Source organism: Paenibacillus sp. FSL P4-0113, assembly GCF_038009305.1.
Lineage (GTDB): Bacteria > Bacillota > Bacilli > Paenibacillales > Paenibacillaceae > Paenibacillus > Paenibacillus polymyxa_D.
This window is the reverse complement of sequence record NZ_JBBPAZ010000001.1, coordinates 2017727-2034140: the sequence shown is the minus strand read 5'-3', so window position 1 is coordinate 2034140 and position 16414 is coordinate 2017727. Positions and strand designations below refer to the sequence as shown.

At 47.8% G+C, this 16414-nt stretch carries 12 protein-coding genes and 1 riboswitch; of the genes, 9 read left to right on the top strand and 3 right to left on the bottom strand.

The features are described from left to right. Positions 1 to 92 precede the first annotated feature (92 nt). The 4 genes from glcT (at position 93) to ptsP (ending at position 5343) form a co-directional block, all read left to right on the top strand. Entirely contained in the window at positions 93 to 968 is an 876-nt protein-coding gene (glcT, locus tag MKX46_RS08515; RefSeq protein WP_029515704.1) for a glucose PTS transporter transcription antiterminator GlcT, read from the top strand. A 238-nt stretch (positions 969 to 1206) separates the two neighbouring features. Beyond that, entirely contained in the window at positions 1207 to 3252 is a 2046-nt protein-coding gene (ptsG, locus tag MKX46_RS08510; protein WP_341071152.1) for a glucose-specific PTS transporter subunit IIBC, read from the top strand. A gap of 110 nt (positions 3253 to 3362) precedes the next feature. Next, entirely contained in the window at positions 3363 to 3638 is a 276-nt protein-coding gene (locus MKX46_RS08505; protein ID WP_013372579.1) for an HPr family phosphocarrier protein, read from the top strand. Beyond that, positions 3631 to 5343 carry a phosphoenolpyruvate--protein phosphotransferase gene (gene ptsP, locus MKX46_RS08500; RefSeq protein WP_029515702.1) on the top strand — a complete coding sequence of 571 codons (1713 nt, stop codon included), beginning with the start codon at positions 3631 to 3633 and terminating at the stop codon, positions 5341 to 5343. Before MKX46_RS08505 ends, ptsP begins: the two co-directional genes overlap by 8 nt. Before the next feature lie 118 nt (positions 5344 to 5461). Here ptsP and gcvPB read toward each other — a convergent pair whose 3' ends face one another. From gcvPB to gcvT, 3 genes are all read right to left on the bottom strand, one after another. Then, positions 5462 to 6958, bottom strand: coding sequence for an aminomethyl-transferring glycine dehydrogenase subunit GcvPB (gene gcvPB, locus MKX46_RS08495; protein ID WP_165149655.1), 1497 nt, complete (start codon positions 6956 to 6958; stop codon positions 5462 to 5464). Then, positions 6955 to 8310 carry an aminomethyl-transferring glycine dehydrogenase subunit GcvPA gene (gene gcvPA / locus MKX46_RS08490; protein ID WP_341071151.1) on the bottom strand — a complete coding sequence of 452 codons (1356 nt, stop codon included), beginning with the start codon at positions 8308 to 8310 and terminating at the stop codon, positions 6955 to 6957. Before gcvPA ends, gcvPB begins: the two co-directional genes overlap by 4 nt. A 126-nt stretch (positions 8311 to 8436) precedes the next feature. Next, complete coding sequence (gcvT, locus tag MKX46_RS08485) at positions 8437 to 9537, bottom strand: glycine cleavage system aminomethyltransferase GcvT (RefSeq protein WP_340886200.1); 1101 nt, start codon at positions 9535 to 9537, stop codon at positions 8437 to 8439. 176 nt (positions 9538 to 9713) lie between these two features. After that, positions 9714 to 9813: riboswitch (glycine riboswitch) on the bottom strand. A 392-nt stretch (positions 9814 to 10205) separates the two neighbouring features. On the opposite strand from gcvT, the gene gcvH reads away from it, so the two are divergent. The 5 genes from gcvH (at position 10206) to MKX46_RS08460 (ending at position 16237) form a co-directional block, all read left to right on the top strand. Next, the gene (gene gcvH, locus MKX46_RS08480) at positions 10206 to 10598 is read left to right on the top strand and encodes a glycine cleavage system protein GcvH (RefSeq protein WP_069012484.1); all 393 of its coding nucleotides are present in this window, start codon (positions 10206 to 10208) and stop codon (positions 10596 to 10598) included. Between the two features lie 427 nt (positions 10599 to 11025). Next, positions 11026 to 12504 carry a PTS mannitol transporter subunit IICB gene (locus MKX46_RS08475; protein WP_340956525.1) on the top strand — a complete coding sequence of 493 codons (1479 nt, stop codon included), beginning with the start codon at positions 11026 to 11028 and terminating at the stop codon, positions 12502 to 12504. A gap of 81 nt (positions 12505 to 12585) precedes the next feature. Next, positions 12586 to 14664, top strand: a complete 2079-nt coding sequence (locus MKX46_RS08470; RefSeq protein ID WP_341071150.1) for a BglG family transcription antiterminator — start codon at positions 12586 to 12588, stop codon at positions 14662 to 14664. Beyond that, positions 14661 to 15095, top strand: coding sequence for a PTS sugar transporter subunit IIA (locus tag MKX46_RS08465; RefSeq protein ID WP_165149651.1), 435 nt, complete (start codon positions 14661 to 14663; stop codon positions 15093 to 15095). Before MKX46_RS08470 ends, MKX46_RS08465 begins: the two co-directional genes overlap by 4 nt. Next, positions 15092 to 16237, top strand: a complete 1146-nt coding sequence (locus tag MKX46_RS08460) for a mannitol-1-phosphate 5-dehydrogenase (protein ID WP_341071149.1) — start codon at positions 15092 to 15094, stop codon at positions 16235 to 16237. The genes MKX46_RS08465 and MKX46_RS08460 overlap by 4 nt, the downstream gene beginning before the upstream one ends. Positions 16238 to 16414 lie beyond the last annotated feature (177 nt).

Genomic DNA, 16414 nt, shown 5'->3' with positions numbered 1-16414 from the left:
CTTTAGCCGAATATTTGGTACTTTAACGTGGATTCCTCTGAGCTTCATGCTATAATTCTTAGGATCAAGGTTCTGATAAAAGAGGTGCGGATGTGAGCAGCCTAAAAGTGGCCAAAGCGCTGAATAACAATGTGATTATAGGAATGCACCCCGAGCATGATGAGGTTGTCGTGATTGGAAAAGGAATCGGTTTCAATCGCAGACCCGGCGATCTTATGCCGTTGGATTCAGTTGAAAAATTATTTATATTAAAAAGCCATGAAGAACAGGAGCAATACAAACGGTTGCTTCCTGAGCTGGATGAAAAGCTCATCGAGGTCATCGGTGAGGTGCTTCATCTTGTTCAGCTTCAAGCAAAGAAGCCTCTAAATGAGCACATTCTGATTGCTTTAACTGACCATATCGCTTTTTCCATAAACCGTCATAAACAGGGAATTACGATTCATAATCCGTTTTTGTATGAGACTAGGGAAATATATCCTCAGGAATACAAGATGGCTGAGCAGGCTGTTGCTTTAATCAGGGATAAGATGAATGTAGATCTGGGAGAAGATGAAATCGGATTCGTGGCCCTGCATATTTATAGCGCCATGACAAACCAGCATATTTCCGAGGTTAGGAAGGATTCTCGTCTGATTGCTGATATGGTTCAGGTTGTCGAGACGACACTGGATTATCGAATTCCTCTCCAATCCCTTGATTATTCTCGACTGCTGACTCATCTGAGGTTTGCGATTGAACGTGTGCGCCGGGGAGAGATTGTGCAGGAGATTTATCGATTGGACAAGCTTTTGAATGAAGAATATCCAGAAATGTATATGCTGTCCTGGAAACTGACGAAGATTATGGAGAAAAGGCTACGTAAACCTGTTTATCCGGCTGAGGTTAGTTATTTGACAATGCATCTGCAGCGGTTGTCCCAACGCAAAGAGCAGGGGGAGCAACAAAAAGTGATAAAACCGGAATAAAAAAGTATTGCCTCGCATTTAGTGGGGTGCTATAATCAATTTTGCAATGAGGAAGACAACAACTGAACATTTAACGTGTTACTGATTCGATCAGGCATGAGTTGTTTTAAGTTATGATTGTTTACAGCCTACTGGGGTAAGCTATATCCCAAGGTTGTTTTCAAACATACTTAAATCGGCTCATGCCTTTTTTGTTGTTTTGCCTCTGTTCTAAATTTCAGAGAAGGATGTGGAAGGTATGTTTAAAAAGCTTTTCGGCGTTTTACAGCGTGTCGGTAAAGCATTAATGCTTCCTGTAGCGATTTTGCCAGCTGCGGGGCTTTTATTGGGTATCGGTAACATGCTGGTCAATCCTGATTTTCTCCAGTACATTCCGGCATTAAATGCGGGCTGGGTTCAATCGGTTGCGACGATCATGATGAATGCCGGACAAATCGTTTTTGATAATCTGGCACTGTTGTTCGCAGTCGGCGTAGCCGTCGGTCTGGCGGGCGGTGAAGGTGTAGCAGGTTTGGCTGCCATCATCGGTTACCTCGTTATGAACATTACTCTGGGTACAGCCGTGGGTGTCACACCTGGTCTGATTGCTCAAAAAATACCGGGTTATGCGAACGTGTTGGGAATTCCAACGCTTCAAACCGGGGTGTTCGGCGGGATAATCATCGGTATACTGGCCGCAGCCATGTACAACCGCTTTTTCAAAATTGAGCTTCCTTCGTATCTGGGCTTTTTCGCGGGTAAGCGTTTCGTTCCAATTGCAACGGCGGTATCCTCACTTATTGTCGGACTAGCACTGGTTCTGATCTGGCCTCCAGTTCAACAAGGACTTAACGCAGTATCTCACTTTATGGTGTATTCCAACCCGACTTTGTCGGCGTTCCTGTTCGGGGTTATCGAACGCGCGCTGATTCCATTTGGTTTGCATCACATTTGGTATTCACCGTTCTGGTTTGAGTTTGGTGAATATGTTAACAAAGCAGGTCAAACTGTTCACGGTGACCAGCAGATCTTCTTCAGCCAGCTTCGCGACGGAGTGGCTTTGACAGCAAGTACGTTCCAAGTGGGTAAATTCCCATTCATGATGTTCGGTTTGCCAGCAGCAGCGCTTGCGATGTACCATGAAGCAAGACCAGAACACAAAAAATATGTAGCAGGTATTATGGGTTCAGCAGCATTGACTTCGTTTTTGACAGGTATTACGGAGCCACTGGAATTTTCCTTCCTGTTCGTAGCTCCACTGCTGTTTGCAGTACACTGTATATTCGCAGGTCTGTCATTTATGACCATGCAAATTTTACATGTCAAAATCGGTATGACCTTCTCAGGCGGATTTATTGACTTCCTGATTTTCGGGATTATTCCAACCCGTACGCCTTGGTGGTATGTAATCATCGTCGGTCTGATTTTGGCAGTTATTTACTACTTCGGATTCCGATTCATCATACGGAAATTCAACTTGAAAACACCAGGGCGTGAAGAAGCCACAGAAAATGTGAATGGCGCAGCAACTGGTAGTAGTGACGAGCTCCCACACAACATTTTGGCAGCTTTCGGCGGTTCATCGAATATCAAGCATCTGGATGCTTGTATCACACGTCTTCGGATCGAGGTTAATGAGAAATCGAACGTTGACAAAGCTCGTCTGAAACAACTTGGCGCATCGGGTGTCCTTGAAGTCGGTAACAATGTACAGGCAATTTTCGGTACACGTTCCGACACCATTAAAACTCAAATGGCTGATATCATGGCTGGACGTACACCTGCACCAGCTCCGGCGCAACCTGCTCCACAAGAGGAGAAGGAAGCTGGAGAAGAACAACAAACCATTATTGTAGAAGATATTGTAATGCCTGTTAACGGCGAATTGGTTGATATCTCGACGGTTCCCGATCCGGTATTTGCAGAACGTATGACAGGTGACGGCTTTGCGGTCGTGCCGAATGATGGAACGATTGTGTCCCCTGTTTACGGCAAAGTATTCAATGTATTCCCGAGCAAGCATGCGGTTGGTATCCAATCCGATGGCGGTAAAGAAGTGCTTGTTCATATCGGGGTGAATACAGTGAAGCTTAAAGGTCAAGGATTTGACGTTTTGGTGAACGAAGGCGATCTTGTGTCAGCTGGCCAGCCTATTATGAAAGTAGACCTGGAATACGTGAAGGCAAACGCTAAATCCATCATCTCACCTGTCATTTTTACTAACCTTCCTGAAGGTTCTTCGGTAACTTTAAACAAAACTGGAGTATTGAAGGCTGGCGAAGATGGTATAATTACGATAAAATAAACTCTATGTGTTTCGGATTAGTTGGTTAGGCGGCTTAGGCCGTCTGATCAATTATTCGGTATACTGCGTGTAAACAAATATTATCTTTAGGAAAGTGGGAGGAACAAATTATGCAAACAACTTTTAGAATTACGGATGAAGACGGTATCCATGCACGTCCTGCAACTGCGCTGGTAAATACAGCTAACAAATTCAGCGGTGCTGAATCTTTTGCCGAAGCTAACGGTAAAAAAGTAACTTTGAAATCCATTCTGGGTGTATTGTCTCTGGGTCTGGAACAAGGCGATACTATTAACATTATCTGCGAAGGCGCTGAAGCTGCCGAAGCACTGAAAGCTCTTGAAAATGTAATCGTCAACGAAGGGCTGGGCGAAGTTCATGCTTAAGATTTCTGGGATTGCCGCTTCGGCAGGCATAGCCATTGCCCGGGCGTTTATCTTGGAGCATCCGAATTACGCTGTAGAGAGACGCGCGGTTGGTGATGTTGAAGCTGAAATCGCAAGATTGGATGCGGCTTTGGCACAATCTCAAACCGAATTGGAATCGATTAAGGAGAAAACGCTTAAGGAACTGGGAGAGAAAAAAGCAGAAATTTTTGCATCTCACCTGCTCATTTTGAATGACCCTGAATTGATCGATCCGGTTAAAGCTAAAATCAGAGACGAGCAGCTTAATGCTGACTATGCTTTGAATGAAGTAGCTACACAGTTCATTTCCATGTTTGAAAACATGAAAAGTGCCTATTTGCAAGAACGCGCATCGGACATGCGTGATGTAACCAAGCGGATCCTGAATCACCTGCTTGGTGTTCATTTTGTTAGTCCTGCAGAAATTGCCGAAGAAACGATTGTGCTTGCAGAAGATTTGACACCTTCCGACACAGCTCAGCTGAACCGTGAATTTGTTAAAGGTTTTGCAACGAATATCGGCGGACGTACTTCGCATTCGGCTATTATGGCTCGCTCACTTGAAATTCCTGCAGTTGTGGGAACGAAAAATATATTGTCTCAAGCTAAAAGCGGCGATTTGATTATCGTTGATGGTTTGGATGGTCACGTATTCGTGAACCCTACCGAAGAGATTGTTGCAGAATACCGTGCTAAACAAGTGGCATACGACAAGCAACGCGAAGAGTGGCGCAAGCTGCGCGGCGAAGCTACGGTTTCTGTCGATGGTGTCCATGTCGAACTGGCAGCCAATATTGGTACGCCTAATGATGTAGCTGGTGTCCTGGACAACGGTGGTGAAGGCGTTGGCTTGTACCGTACGGAGTTCTTGTACATGGGACGCGATAAGCTTCCATCCGAAGAAGTACAGTATACAGCGTACAAAACTGTTCTGGAAAGAATGGAAGGTAAACCGGTTGTAGTCCGTACTTTGGATATCGGTGGTGACAAAGAACTTCCTTATCTGGACCTGCCGAAAGAAATGAATCCGTTCCTCGGATTCCGTGCTATTCGCCTGTGTCTGGATCGCCAGGATATTTTCCGCACTCAATTGCGTGCTTTGTTGCGTGCGAGTGTGCATGGTAACTTGCGCATCATGTTCCCAATGATTGCTACGCTGAACGAATTCCGTGAAGCTAAAGCTGTTTTGTTGGAAGAAAAGGAAAAATTGGTAGCTGAGGGTGTATCCGTATCCGAAGAAATTCAACTGGGCATCATGGTAGAAATTCCTTCTACAGCGGTATTGGCTGACCAATTCGCAAAAGAAGTAGATTTCTTCAGTATCGGTACAAACGATCTGATTCAATACACAATGGCAGCGGATCGCATGAACGAGCGGGTTTCTTACCTGTATCAACCATACAATCCATCCATTCTGCGTCTGGTGAAAATGGTTATTGATGCCGCTCACCGTGAAGGACGTTGGGTTGGTATGTGTGGCGAAATGGCAGGAGATACAACAGCAATTCCGTTGCTGCTGGGTCTCGGACTTGATGAGTTCAGTATGAGCGCCACTTCCATTCTGCCAGCACGTAGTCAAATTTCCAAGTTGTCCCGTGCGGACATGGAAAAACTGGCTACAAAAGCTCTGGACATGCAAACAGCAGAACAGGTTGTTGAATTGGTTCAAAGCATCGAAGGCTAAGGAAGGGTATTACATTTCAAAGGTTATATCTTTTTCCAACAAAAAATTGCTGTGTACATACAGCAGCCGGTATCTAATTAGATACCGGCTTTTTTGCATGCTTTAAGTAGAATTTGTTTTAACTGCATGAGCAATTCAGTACAGGTTTGCGGGCTGCGGTAGTTTCGTCCAATCGTGTGACTGGAGTAGTATATGGTGCATTGAGCACCAGCTCAGGGTTCTCTTCTGCTTCCCGCGCAATATGAATCATAGTGTCGACAAAAGCATCAAGTGTTTCCTTACTTTCCGTTTCCGTGGGCTCGATCATGATGCACTCCTCTACATTCAGCGGAAAGTAAATTGTAGGTGGATGGTAGCCGAAATCAAGCAGCCGTTTGGCTACATCAAGCGTGCGCACTCCAAATTTTTTCAAGCCTCGCCCCGACATCACGAATTCGTGTTTGCAATGTCCAGGGTAGGGCAGATCAAAATGTGGAGCGAGCCGATGCATCATATAATTGGCATTGAGTACAGCGCATTCCGATACACGCTTTAAGCCATCAGGACCGTAGCTACGGATATAAGTATAGGCACGGACGAGAATACCGAAGTTCCCGTAAAAGGCTTTAACCCGTCCAATAGAATCTCCCTGTTCCCGGTCCCAGTGGTACACCCCCTGTGGATCCCGTGCGACAAGCGGCTTGGGCAAATAAGGGATGAGCCGTTGCTTTACGCCGACAGGTCCAGCGCCGGGGCCACCGCCACCGTGCGGGGTACTCATCGTTTTGTGCAAATTGAGATGCACTACATCGAAGCCCATATCTCCGGGACGGGTAATCCCCATGATGGCGTTGGAGTTCGCCCCGTCATAGTAGAGCAGACCACCCGCGTCATGCACGATGGCAGCAATGTCAGTGATTTGCTTCTCGAACAGCCCAAGCGTGTTCGGGTTGGTCAGCATGAGCGCAGCAGTGTCGTTGCCTACGGCTTGACGCAGCGCATCCAGATCCACTAGCCCCTCAGGGGTGGAAGGAAGGGTGACTGTTTCGAAGCCTGCGACGGTTGCACTGGCGGGGTTCGTTCCGTGCGACGAATCCGGCACGAGCACCTTGGTACGTCGCTCACTACGTGCTTCGTGGTATGAGCGAATCATCATCAGCCCGGTCCATTCGCCATGGGCGCCCGCGGCGGGCTGAAGCGTGACGGCATCCATGCCAGTTAACGCAGCCAAATCATTTTGGAGCGTATGCAGCAACTCCATGGCACCCTGGATGCTCTCCTCGGGCTGATATGGATGGATTTTGGCGAAGCCTGTATATCGGGCGACATCCTCATTCACCTTCGGATTGTATTTCATCGTACAGGAGCCGAGCGGATAAAATCCATTGTCCACGCCAAAATTGCGCCGGGACAAGGCGGTATAATGCCGAATAACGTCTACTTCGGATACCTCGGGTAATGCTGCAGGTTCGCTGCGCAGCGCATAGTCTGGCAAAAGCTCTGCCACCGGGCGACGGGGAACGTCGCACTCGGGAAGGGAATAGGCGATGCGACCCGGACGGCTCAATTCAAAAATGAGCGCTTGATCGTGTTCCTTTAACAGCTCTTGTTTCTGATCCTGTCCGGTATGTGTCATAGCAATCCCCCCAAGGTGTGCACAAATTGGTCAATCTCTTCTTTGGTTCTTTGCTCCGTCACGGCAATCAACATGTGACCAGCAAGTTCCTCATAGTCCCGGCCCAAATCGTAGCCAGCGATAAATCCAGCAGCTAGCAGCTCGGCCTGGAGTCTGCTCATATCTGTACCCTCAGGCAGTCTCAGGGCAAACTCGTTAAAGGTCGGTGCGTTAAACGAGGCAGTTACGCCCTTCAAGCTCAGCAATTGCTCTAAAGCATATCGGCTTTTATGCAAATTTAGCTCGGCTACTTCCTTGATCCCCTGTCTACCCATAACAGACAAGTATACAGATGCAGATAAAGCTAGCAACGCTTGATTGGAACAAATGTTAGAGGTGGCCTTTTCGCGGCGGATATGCTGTTCGCGCGCTTGCAAGGTCAGCACGAAGCCGCGTTTACCATTGCGATCAGTGGTCTGACCCACAATACGGCCGGGGATACGGCGCATATGTGCCTGAGAAACGGCAAAGTATCCACAGGTCGGACCGCCGAGAGAAGAGGAGATGCCAAGTGGCTGCGCGTCTCCTACCACAATATCCGCGCCCTGTTTGCCGGGTGTCTCCAGCAAGCCAAGTGCCAGTGGGTTGGCACTGACGACCAAAAGACCTTTGTGTGCATGGATGAGGTCAGCCATCGGCTGTAGATTTTCCACGGCTCCGAAAAAGTTGGGGCTTTGGACCAAAACAGCCGCGGTCTGTTCCGATACGGCCGCCGCTAACGCATCAGCATCCGTTACACCGTCCGAACAGCCGATCTCCACGATGTCCAAATTCAATCCGCGTGCATAGGTTGCCAATACCTGACGTGCCTCTGGATGGACGGACCTCGATACGATAAGCTGTTTACGGCGGGTAGCTGCGGCGGACAGTGAGCCCGCTTCCGCCAGTGCAGTCGCTCCGTCGTACATGCTGGCATTAGCTACAGCCATGCCCGTCAATTCGCAAATATACGATTGAAACTCGAAAATGGCTTGTAGCTCGCCTTGGCTTACTTCCGGCTGATAGGGGGTGTAGGCAGTGTAGAATTCTGAGCGTGAAGTGATGTGCTGGATGACGGACGGAATATGATGATCATAAATTCCTGCGCCAAGAAAGCTGGCATGTGTGTCTGTATTGGCATTGTGTCCGGCCAGCTCGGTCAAGTGACGGGTTAAGGCTTTCTCATCGAGTCGAGAAGAAAGAGGGAGTTCCCCTTGATATCGAATGGCCTCTGGAATGTCACTGAATAAATCATCAATGGATGATACACCGACCACACGCAGCATTTCGGTTTGATCCTGTTCAGTCATAGGGAGATAACGATGCTGCTTCATAGGTTCTGGCTCCTTTCGAAAAGCAAAATTTTAAATCCGTAAATGAGCTAATAAAAAAGTGTGAGATGAAAACCCAGAAATACATATCTGACATGTTTGCTTTATAGAAATAAGGAGAGTTTAAGATCAGCGTGGGCGCTTATAAAAGGGGGCTGCCACCACCTCGGCACGCAGGCGTTTGCCACGAATCTCAACCTCCAGTGGTGTGGAGAGGGCGCTAAAACGACTGTCCACCAAGGCGAGGCCCAGATTACGCTTCAAGGAGGGCGACTGAGTCCCCGTTGTGACCTCACCGATGTGTTGTCCTTCTGCGAATACCGGATAATGGGCGCGTGGGATACCGCGGTCCATCATTTCTAGCCCGATCAATTTACGAGGAACCCCTTGTTCTTTTTGACGCTGAAGTGCTTCTCTACCGATAAAATCTCCTTTATTCAGCTTGACGAAGAAACCCAGACCGGCTTCGAGTGGTGAAATTGTGGCAGATAACTCCTGTCCGTATAGCGGCAACCGAGCCTCAAAGCGTAGTGTATCCCGAGCACCAAGTCCAGCGGGAATCAGCCCATACGACTCACCGGAACGAAGCAAACCCTCCCATACGGCGGGTGCTTCCGCGGCAGGTACGTAAAATTCAAAACCGTCTTCGCCCGTATATCCGGTTCGTGAGACGAGTGCTTTTGCTCCGAACAATGGCACGTTCTCATGAAAGTGGAAAGATGCCAGATTCGTAATATCCGTATCTGCCACGGCTGCGGCAATACGTGCTGCTTCCGGTCCCTGCAATGCCAGCAATGCTATTGCATCAGACACATTCTCCATGTGAACGGATGCAGGCACATGACGAAGTAACCAATCCCAATCCTTATCAATGTTGGAGGCGTTCACAACGAGCATGTAGCGTTCCGGTCCTTTGCAGTAAACAAGCAGGTCGTCTACTACACCTCCATCGGGGTAACACAGGAGTGAATATTGTGCCTGACCTGGTTCCAACTGGCTGACATCATTCGTGGTCACCCTTTGTAGAAAAGCTTCGGCCTCTTTGCCTTCAACCAAAAACTCACCCATATGCGATACATCGAATAAACCCGCACGTTGCCGGACGGCCTCATGCTCCTTTTGAATGCCGCTAAACTGAACGGGGAGCTCCCAGCCTCCAAAGTCAATACAACGAACCCCAGACTGCGTCCCGTAGGATGAATATAGCGGTGTTTTTCGCAAATTAGTCATGTTTCCACTCCTATCCGGTGTAATCGGCTAAACAAAAAAGACAGGCCGAAAAAAACGTATAGACAGCAGTCTATACTCTTTTTTCAGCTCTGTCCTTGATACCAGAAAGTTACCCCGGTATGTACCGGGTTTCCTCTTGGGTGATCCGCTCCAATAGCGAATGCTCTCCAGAGATGCGTCCGGCAGAGGTCCTTTTGCCTGAGAGATTCACCTGCAATGCAGGCTTACTCCTTCGGCGCTACCTTCGGGATCAGCAGTATATTACCTGGCTTTGCAGATAACAACTTGATCCGATTCGCGTGCACAACTGTCTCACAAGCGGCAACAGCTATGCGAATCTTTTTGGCAGTCTCTCCCTCTGCGTTCATCCGCGTTTGCAGTTGTCGGGTGTTTCCCAAAGTATTTGCTATAACCCATTAATACGCAAATTCATTCAAAATGTCAATAAAAATGTCATCAAAAACAATAGAAAAAACATTTAATATATAAATAAGGATATGTAAGCGTTTGTTATAAATTATTATATTTTTATATAGAGCGCTATAGGAGGTGATATGAAGTATTTTTGTTAGTATTATTGACATGAGTGTTCTTATTGTCATAATCTTAACCTGTCTAATACAGGTGAGCAAATGCGATTTTATTCATATGGAAGTGAGGGGAACAGAATGGGTGAAGTGAAGCAGCAACTTTGGTATACAGACGAACATGAGTGGGTTCAGCGGACAGAGAATGGAACGGTGCGGATTGGTATTACAGACTTTGCACAGCACCAACTGGGTGATATTGTTTTTGTAGAATTACCTGAGGCGGGAGTAACGATTGAGCAGGGAGCGGAGATCGGTACGATTGAATCGGTGAAGACGGTATCCGACCTTTTTGCTCCGGTGACGGGAACCATATTAAAAGTGAATGAAGCGCTGGAAGGTACACCTGAGCTAGTGAATGAATCTCCATATGACAAAGGTTGGATGGTAGAAGTAGAGATGGATAAAGATGTGGAGGAATCATTGGGCAAACTACTGTCGGCGGATCAGTATGAGCAGTTGATTTCGGAGTAATAAATAGAGCAATGCAGCATGAAATAATAGCGTGTTATTCGGAATTTTATATTGATTTTTAATTGAATAAGAGCATCGTTAGTTTGCTCGATTTTTGTATAAAATAGTCGCTATGATTTGACGTAGCGGCTATTTTTTTGTCTTTTTTATGAAAACGTAATTACGTGTGTTGTTCTGATATAGTGGGTTGTCCCCATATAGGAATCATACATAATCCAGCGCGGTTTTTCGACTAATTTCTATAGCTACAGGTCATATTAAGAAGAATTATGCAGGTATAATATCTTCCTGGATAATTTAAATTTAAATGTTGTCATCAACGTTCATGACGAAAGTACGTTTTCATTTCGTTGATGAAGATAGCGCTGTCATTTAGTATGAATTTTAAGAAAAGGTAGTGATGCTTACCTACAAGGAGGATTTGAATATGAGTACATTGGACGCAAAGCCAAGTTCAAAAGGAGGCACTCGTGTCGCCGTACAGCGTTTTGGCCGTTTTCTTAGCGGTATGGTTATGCCCAATATGGGAGCCTTTATTGCGTGGGGGTTGATTACGGCACTCTTTATTCCGACCGGATGGTTCCCGAACGAAGGTTTTGCACAGTTGGTTGATCCGATGAAAAATTATTTGTTGCCGCTGCTGATTGGTTATACAGGGGGCACGATGATTCACGGACAGCGTGGAGGTGTGATCGGTGCCATCATGACGATGGGTGTCATAGTAGGAGCCGATATCCCGATGTTCCTGGGCGCGATGGTAGCTGGTCCGCTGGCTGCGTGGATATTGAAGAAGTTCGACAAGGCCATTGAAGGCAAAGTCAGATCAGGCTTTGAAATGCTGGTCAATAATTTTTCGGCCGGGATTATCGGTGCCATTCTAGCACTGCTTGCCCATGTGGCGATCGGCCCGGTTGTACAAATGATCAGTCAAGTGTTGTCGGCAGGGGTACAGTTCCTCGTGAACGCGGGGCTATTGCCGCTTGTCAACCTCATTATTGAGCCCGGAAAAGTATTATTTTTAAACAACGCGCTGAATCACGGAGTATTGAGTCCGATTGCGTTGGAGGAAGCTGCAAGAACAGGCAAATCCGTACTGTTCATGCTGGAATCCAACCCTGGGCCGGGGCTTGGTATTTTGCTGGCCTACTGTCTGTTCGGCAAAGGCTCTGCGAAGTCGTCAGCTCCTGGCGCAGTCATCATTCATTTTTTCGGCGGGATTCATGAAATTTATTTCCCTTATATTTTGATGAAGCCGATTCTGATTCTTGCAGCTATAGCTGGCGGTGTTGTGGGAACCTTCTGTTTCATGTTGACAGGTGCCGGACTGGTTGCTGCTCCTTCACCGGGTAGTATCATCGCCTATTTTCTAATGACGCCAAAAGGTGGATATTTGCCAATGCTGAGCGGGGTGATCGCTGCTGCGGTCGTATCCTTTGCTGTTGCAGCAGTGTTACTCAAGACAGGTAAGCAACAAGAAGAGGGGCTGGAGGAAGCTGCATCTCGCCTGAAAGATATGAAAAATCAAAGCAAGAGTGCCAGTGCTAACGCCACTGTAATGGAAGATAACCACGAATCTGATCGTGCTGCCGAGATTGTCGCAGATCGAACGCTCAAGGATAAATCCGAAGTGAACAAGATTGTCTTTTCCTGTGATGCAGGTATGGGTTCAAGCGCGATGGGTGCCTCGATTTTACGCAAAAAAATGAAGCAGGCGGGCGTAGGCGTAACAGTTACGAATACGGCAATCAGTGAAATTCCACAGGATGCGGATATTGTCATTACGCAAAAAACGTTGACAGACCGGGCTAAAACAGTAGTCCCGAATGCTGAACACATTTCCATTGACAATTTTCTGAAGAGTCCTGAATACGAAGCGCTGGTTGAACGTCTGAAATCCGATTCTTAATCCCCGTCATAGTCAGGCGGACTGTATGCAGTGTACGTCTCCTGCTGGAGGGATGAGCTTGGGAAGGAACGGTATGCGCTTATGAATATTACGAAACGACAACGTGACATCGTGGAATATCTTCTGGAGCAGTCCAAAGAGGTTACTGCCGGGGAAATTGCCACGAAGATCAATGTCAGCACAAGGACGGTTCATCGGGAACTGGGCGCAGTCGAGCATTGGCTGGCAACTCATGAGGTGAAGCTGGAGAAAAAGTCAGGGATTGGTATCTGTATAGATGCAGACCCAGCTCAGCTTGTATGCCTGCGAAAGCAATTGCTGTATACGAATCCAGACGAATATTCGGCTGAGGAGAGAAAGATCGTGGTTCTCTGCATGCTGCTGGATACACGGGAGCCGATCAAGCTGCTGGCGCTGGCTTCAGATCTGAAAGTCACGGTAACTACGGTCAGTCATGATCTGGACGAATTACAAGACTGGATCGGAGATCGAGGGCTCGTGCTTGTCCGCAGACGGGGATATGGTGTCGAGATTACCGGACGGGAGATAGACAAAAGACGGGCGATTTCCGAGCTGGCCCTCGAACATTTGGATGAATCTGATCTGTTTTCCAGCCAGGGAGAGGTTCGTTCTGTGACTCGTGTCTCCGACAAATTGCTGGAGATGATTGGCAGAGGGAACTTGCTGATCGTGGAAAAGGCCCTCTGGCAGCCCCATGAAAAGTGGCTGGAAAACATGGTGGAAAGCAAATATATGGAGTTGCTGATTCAGATTTGCGTTTCGCTGGCACGTCTACGACTCGGGTATGTTATGGATCCTCTTCTCTCCTATTTAAAAACAGATTCGGATGAGAATATCATGCTGCGTACAGCTATGGTAGAACGCATATGCACAGAATTGTCAGCGGCGCTGGATATTAACTTTCCGGACCCGGAACGATCTTATTTCAGGCTGCTGTTCCGTGATGCCGAGGATCATTCTACCCGGCTGCTGCCGCTCGATGATCTTGTACTGCTGGAGTCGGTTCATGAGTTGATTCGTCGTGTGGAGGAAGAAACAGGCACGCCATTGGAAGAGGACCGTGTTCTGCGTGAAGGACTGATTGCCCATATGGCTCCGGTATTCAAACGTTTGAAGGAAGGCAAGTCGATTCGTAATCCCCTCCTTCAGCAAATCCGCAAGGATTACAGCAGCTTATTCGACTCAGTGAAAAAGGCTGCGGCGGACATGACAGAAATGAAAGTCCCTGATGAAGAGATCGGATTTCTCGTCATGCATTTCGGCGCTTCGCTGGAGCGGCTGCGACAATTGCGGCGGGAGGTGCGGGCCATCGTAGTCTGCACGAGCGGCATTGGTTCATCCAGACTTCTGGCAACAAGGCTCGCCAAAGAGCTGCCACAGATCAAAATTGTGGATAGGGCCTCATGGTACGAGGCGGCGCGGATCCCCAAGGAGGATTATGATCTGATCATTTCGACAGTAGAGCTACCGCTTGAACCAGATCGCTATCTTAAGATCAGCCCGCTGCTGACGCAGGAGGAGAGTGATCGCCTGCGTCAATTTATCCAGCATATTACACTCAATCATCCTGATGACCATCAGCAGGAACACGTCGTTCAGCCCGGTCAGGACATGGAGTGGCTTACCGGTCTGCGGAAAAGTCTCGATGAAATTGTACACATTGTACAGCAATTTCAAGTGTACCCGCTGGAAAATCAGGAGATGGATATGGCGGCGACCGTAGAGGCTATATGCATGTTGGAGGCGGGGCGGGGGAATGTTACAGAGCCTTCTGCGGTTGCTGCACAACTCATGGAAAGAGAGCGCCAAGGTAGTCAGGTGATCTCTGATACCTCCATTGCTTTAGTTCATACGCGTAGCCACTATATTCGCAAACCTTCGCTTACCTTGTATAAGCTGGCAGAGCCGCTGTTGGCGGATACAGGCGAACAGGTAGAATGCGTGCTGCTCATGTTGGGACCTCGTGAGCTGCCGAGAGAAAGCTTGGAGGTATTGAGCGAGATTAGTGCATTACTCTTGCAGGAAGACATGGTTACGCTACTGGAACACGGTAGCAGGGATCATATTGTCAATTATATATCGAGTGAGCTAGCTGGATTTTTACACAGTAAATTAGGGACAGGGAGGAACCTACCGTGAGTATTATGACGATAGACAAAGTAAAAATGAATGCAACCGCCAAAGACAAATATGAGGCGATTCGTATGGCTGGACAAATCCTGCTGGATGCAGGACATATTTCAAGTGAGTACATTGACAAGATGCTGGAACGCGAGGAGATCGTGTCCACCTATATCGGGAACGGGCTGGCTATTCCACATGGCACCAAGGAATCCAAGACGCTTATTCAATCCACAGGCATCTCCATCGTTCAGTTTCCGCAAGGCGTAGATTTTGGGGAAGAAAAAGCATACATGGTAATCGGCATTGCAGCACAAGGCGGCGATCATATGGAGATTTTGACGAGTATTGCTGTGGTGTGTGCAGAGGAAGAAAACATGGAGAAACTTCGCAACGCGGTGACCCCACAGGAAATTATAGATCTGTTCGAAAGTGAGCTGGAGCTATGAGAGCCGTCCACTTTGGAGCAGGAAATATCGGTCGCGGCTTTATCGGATTGATTCTGTCGCGTGCAGGCTATGAGGTTGTCTTTTCAGATGTCAATGACACCCTTGTATCCGAGTTACGCCGTCGTAAACAATACACCGTAGAGTTAGCCAATGATACAAAGGATACGGAGCTGGTCATGAATGTGACGGCGATTGACGGCAAGGATGCAGCGGCTGTAGCCGATGCGGTAGACCACGCTGATCTGGTAACGACCGCAGTAGGTGTCAGCATCCTCAAGCACATTGCAGCAGGCATTGCGGAGGGCATCAAGCGGCGGGTAGAGCGAGGAGCGAGGCCGCTGCATGTGATTGCCTGTGAAAATGCAATCGGAGGCAGTGCGCAACTGAAAGAGCATGTTTTTGCGCTATTGGATGAGGCGACCCGTGCCAAGGCTGAGGCTTCGGTGTATTTTCCAAATGCTGCCGTAGACCGGATTGTGCCGATCCAGCAACACGAGGACCCGTTACATGTGCAGGTAGAGCCTTTTTATGAGTGGGTGGTGGATCGTTCGCAAATGGCATCTGAGCATGAAGAAATCGAAGGTATCCTGTACGTGCAGGATCTAGAGCCTTACATTGAACGAAAGCTGTTCACGGTAAATACGGGACATTGCGTGGCAGCTTATCTTGGTTATACCGCAGGTTATGCTACCATTCAGGAGGCCATGAAGGATAGCAAGGTGGTGGATTCGATACAAGGGTCACTGGAGGAAACGGGAGCGGTGCTTGTGAAGCGCTTCGGTTTGGATCAAGGGGAGCATAAGAAATACATCTCTAAAATTTTGGATCGCTTCCGCAATCCTAATCTGACAGACGATGTTACTCGGGTCGGACGTTCACCGTTGCGCAAGCTGTCCCCCAATGATCGTCTTGTACGTCCCGCGCTCCAAGCGCAGGAGTATGGCATCCCTACGGATCATCTGGCGTTAGGAATGGCTGCTGCCTGTAAATTTGATATTACGGAAGACCCCGAGGCAGTCGAGCTTCAGCAGGCGATTCGTAGCGAAGGACTGGGTGCGGCGCTGACGCGTTATACTTCCATAACCGCAGACCACCCGTTACATCGGCAGATATTAGAGCAATATGATATTATAAATTCATAAAACAACGAATTATCAATATTATCTTTCGATAATCCTCTTGAAGGCAAAGCATCCACATCAACACTAACGTGTTCTGTAGGGATGTGCTTCAAGAGGATTTTTATATGCGTGATTTACATCACATAACAACCTGCTTAAATTATTTATATTGATAATGATTATCATTATCTATAAAAT

Excerpts from the sequence above, each read along its gene's own strand:
- ptsG (WP_341071152.1), top strand. The coding sequence starts at position 1,207 with ATGTTTAAAAAGCTTTTCGGCGTTTTACAGCGTGTCGGTAAAGCATTA.
- MKX46_RS08505 (WP_013372579.1), top strand. The coding sequence starts at position 3,363 with ATGCAAACAACTTTTAGAATTACGGATGAAGACGGTATCCATGCACGT.
- ptsP (WP_029515702.1), top strand. The coding sequence starts at position 3,631 with ATGCTTAAGATTTCTGGGATTGCCGCTTCGGCAGGCATAGCCATTGCC.
- gcvPB (WP_165149655.1), bottom strand. The coding sequence starts at position 6,958 with ATGACACATACCGGACAGGATCAGAAACAAGAGCTGTTAAAGGAACAC.
- gcvPA (WP_341071151.1), bottom strand. The coding sequence starts at position 8,310 with ATGAAGCAGCATCGTTATCTCCCTATGACTGAACAGGATCAAACCGAA.
- gcvT (WP_340886200.1), bottom strand. The coding sequence starts at position 9,537 with ATGACTAATTTGCGAAAAACACCGCTATATTCATCCTACGGGACGCAG.
- gcvH (WP_069012484.1), top strand. The coding sequence starts at position 10,206 with ATGGGTGAAGTGAAGCAGCAACTTTGGTATACAGACGAACATGAGTGG.
- MKX46_RS08475 (WP_340956525.1), top strand. The coding sequence starts at position 11,026 with ATGAGTACATTGGACGCAAAGCCAAGTTCAAAAGGAGGCACTCGTGTC.
- MKX46_RS08470 (WP_341071150.1), top strand. The coding sequence starts at position 12,586 with ATGAATATTACGAAACGACAACGTGACATCGTGGAATATCTTCTGGAG.
- MKX46_RS08460 (WP_341071149.1), top strand. The coding sequence starts at position 15,092 with ATGAGAGCCGTCCACTTTGGAGCAGGAAATATCGGTCGCGGCTTTATC.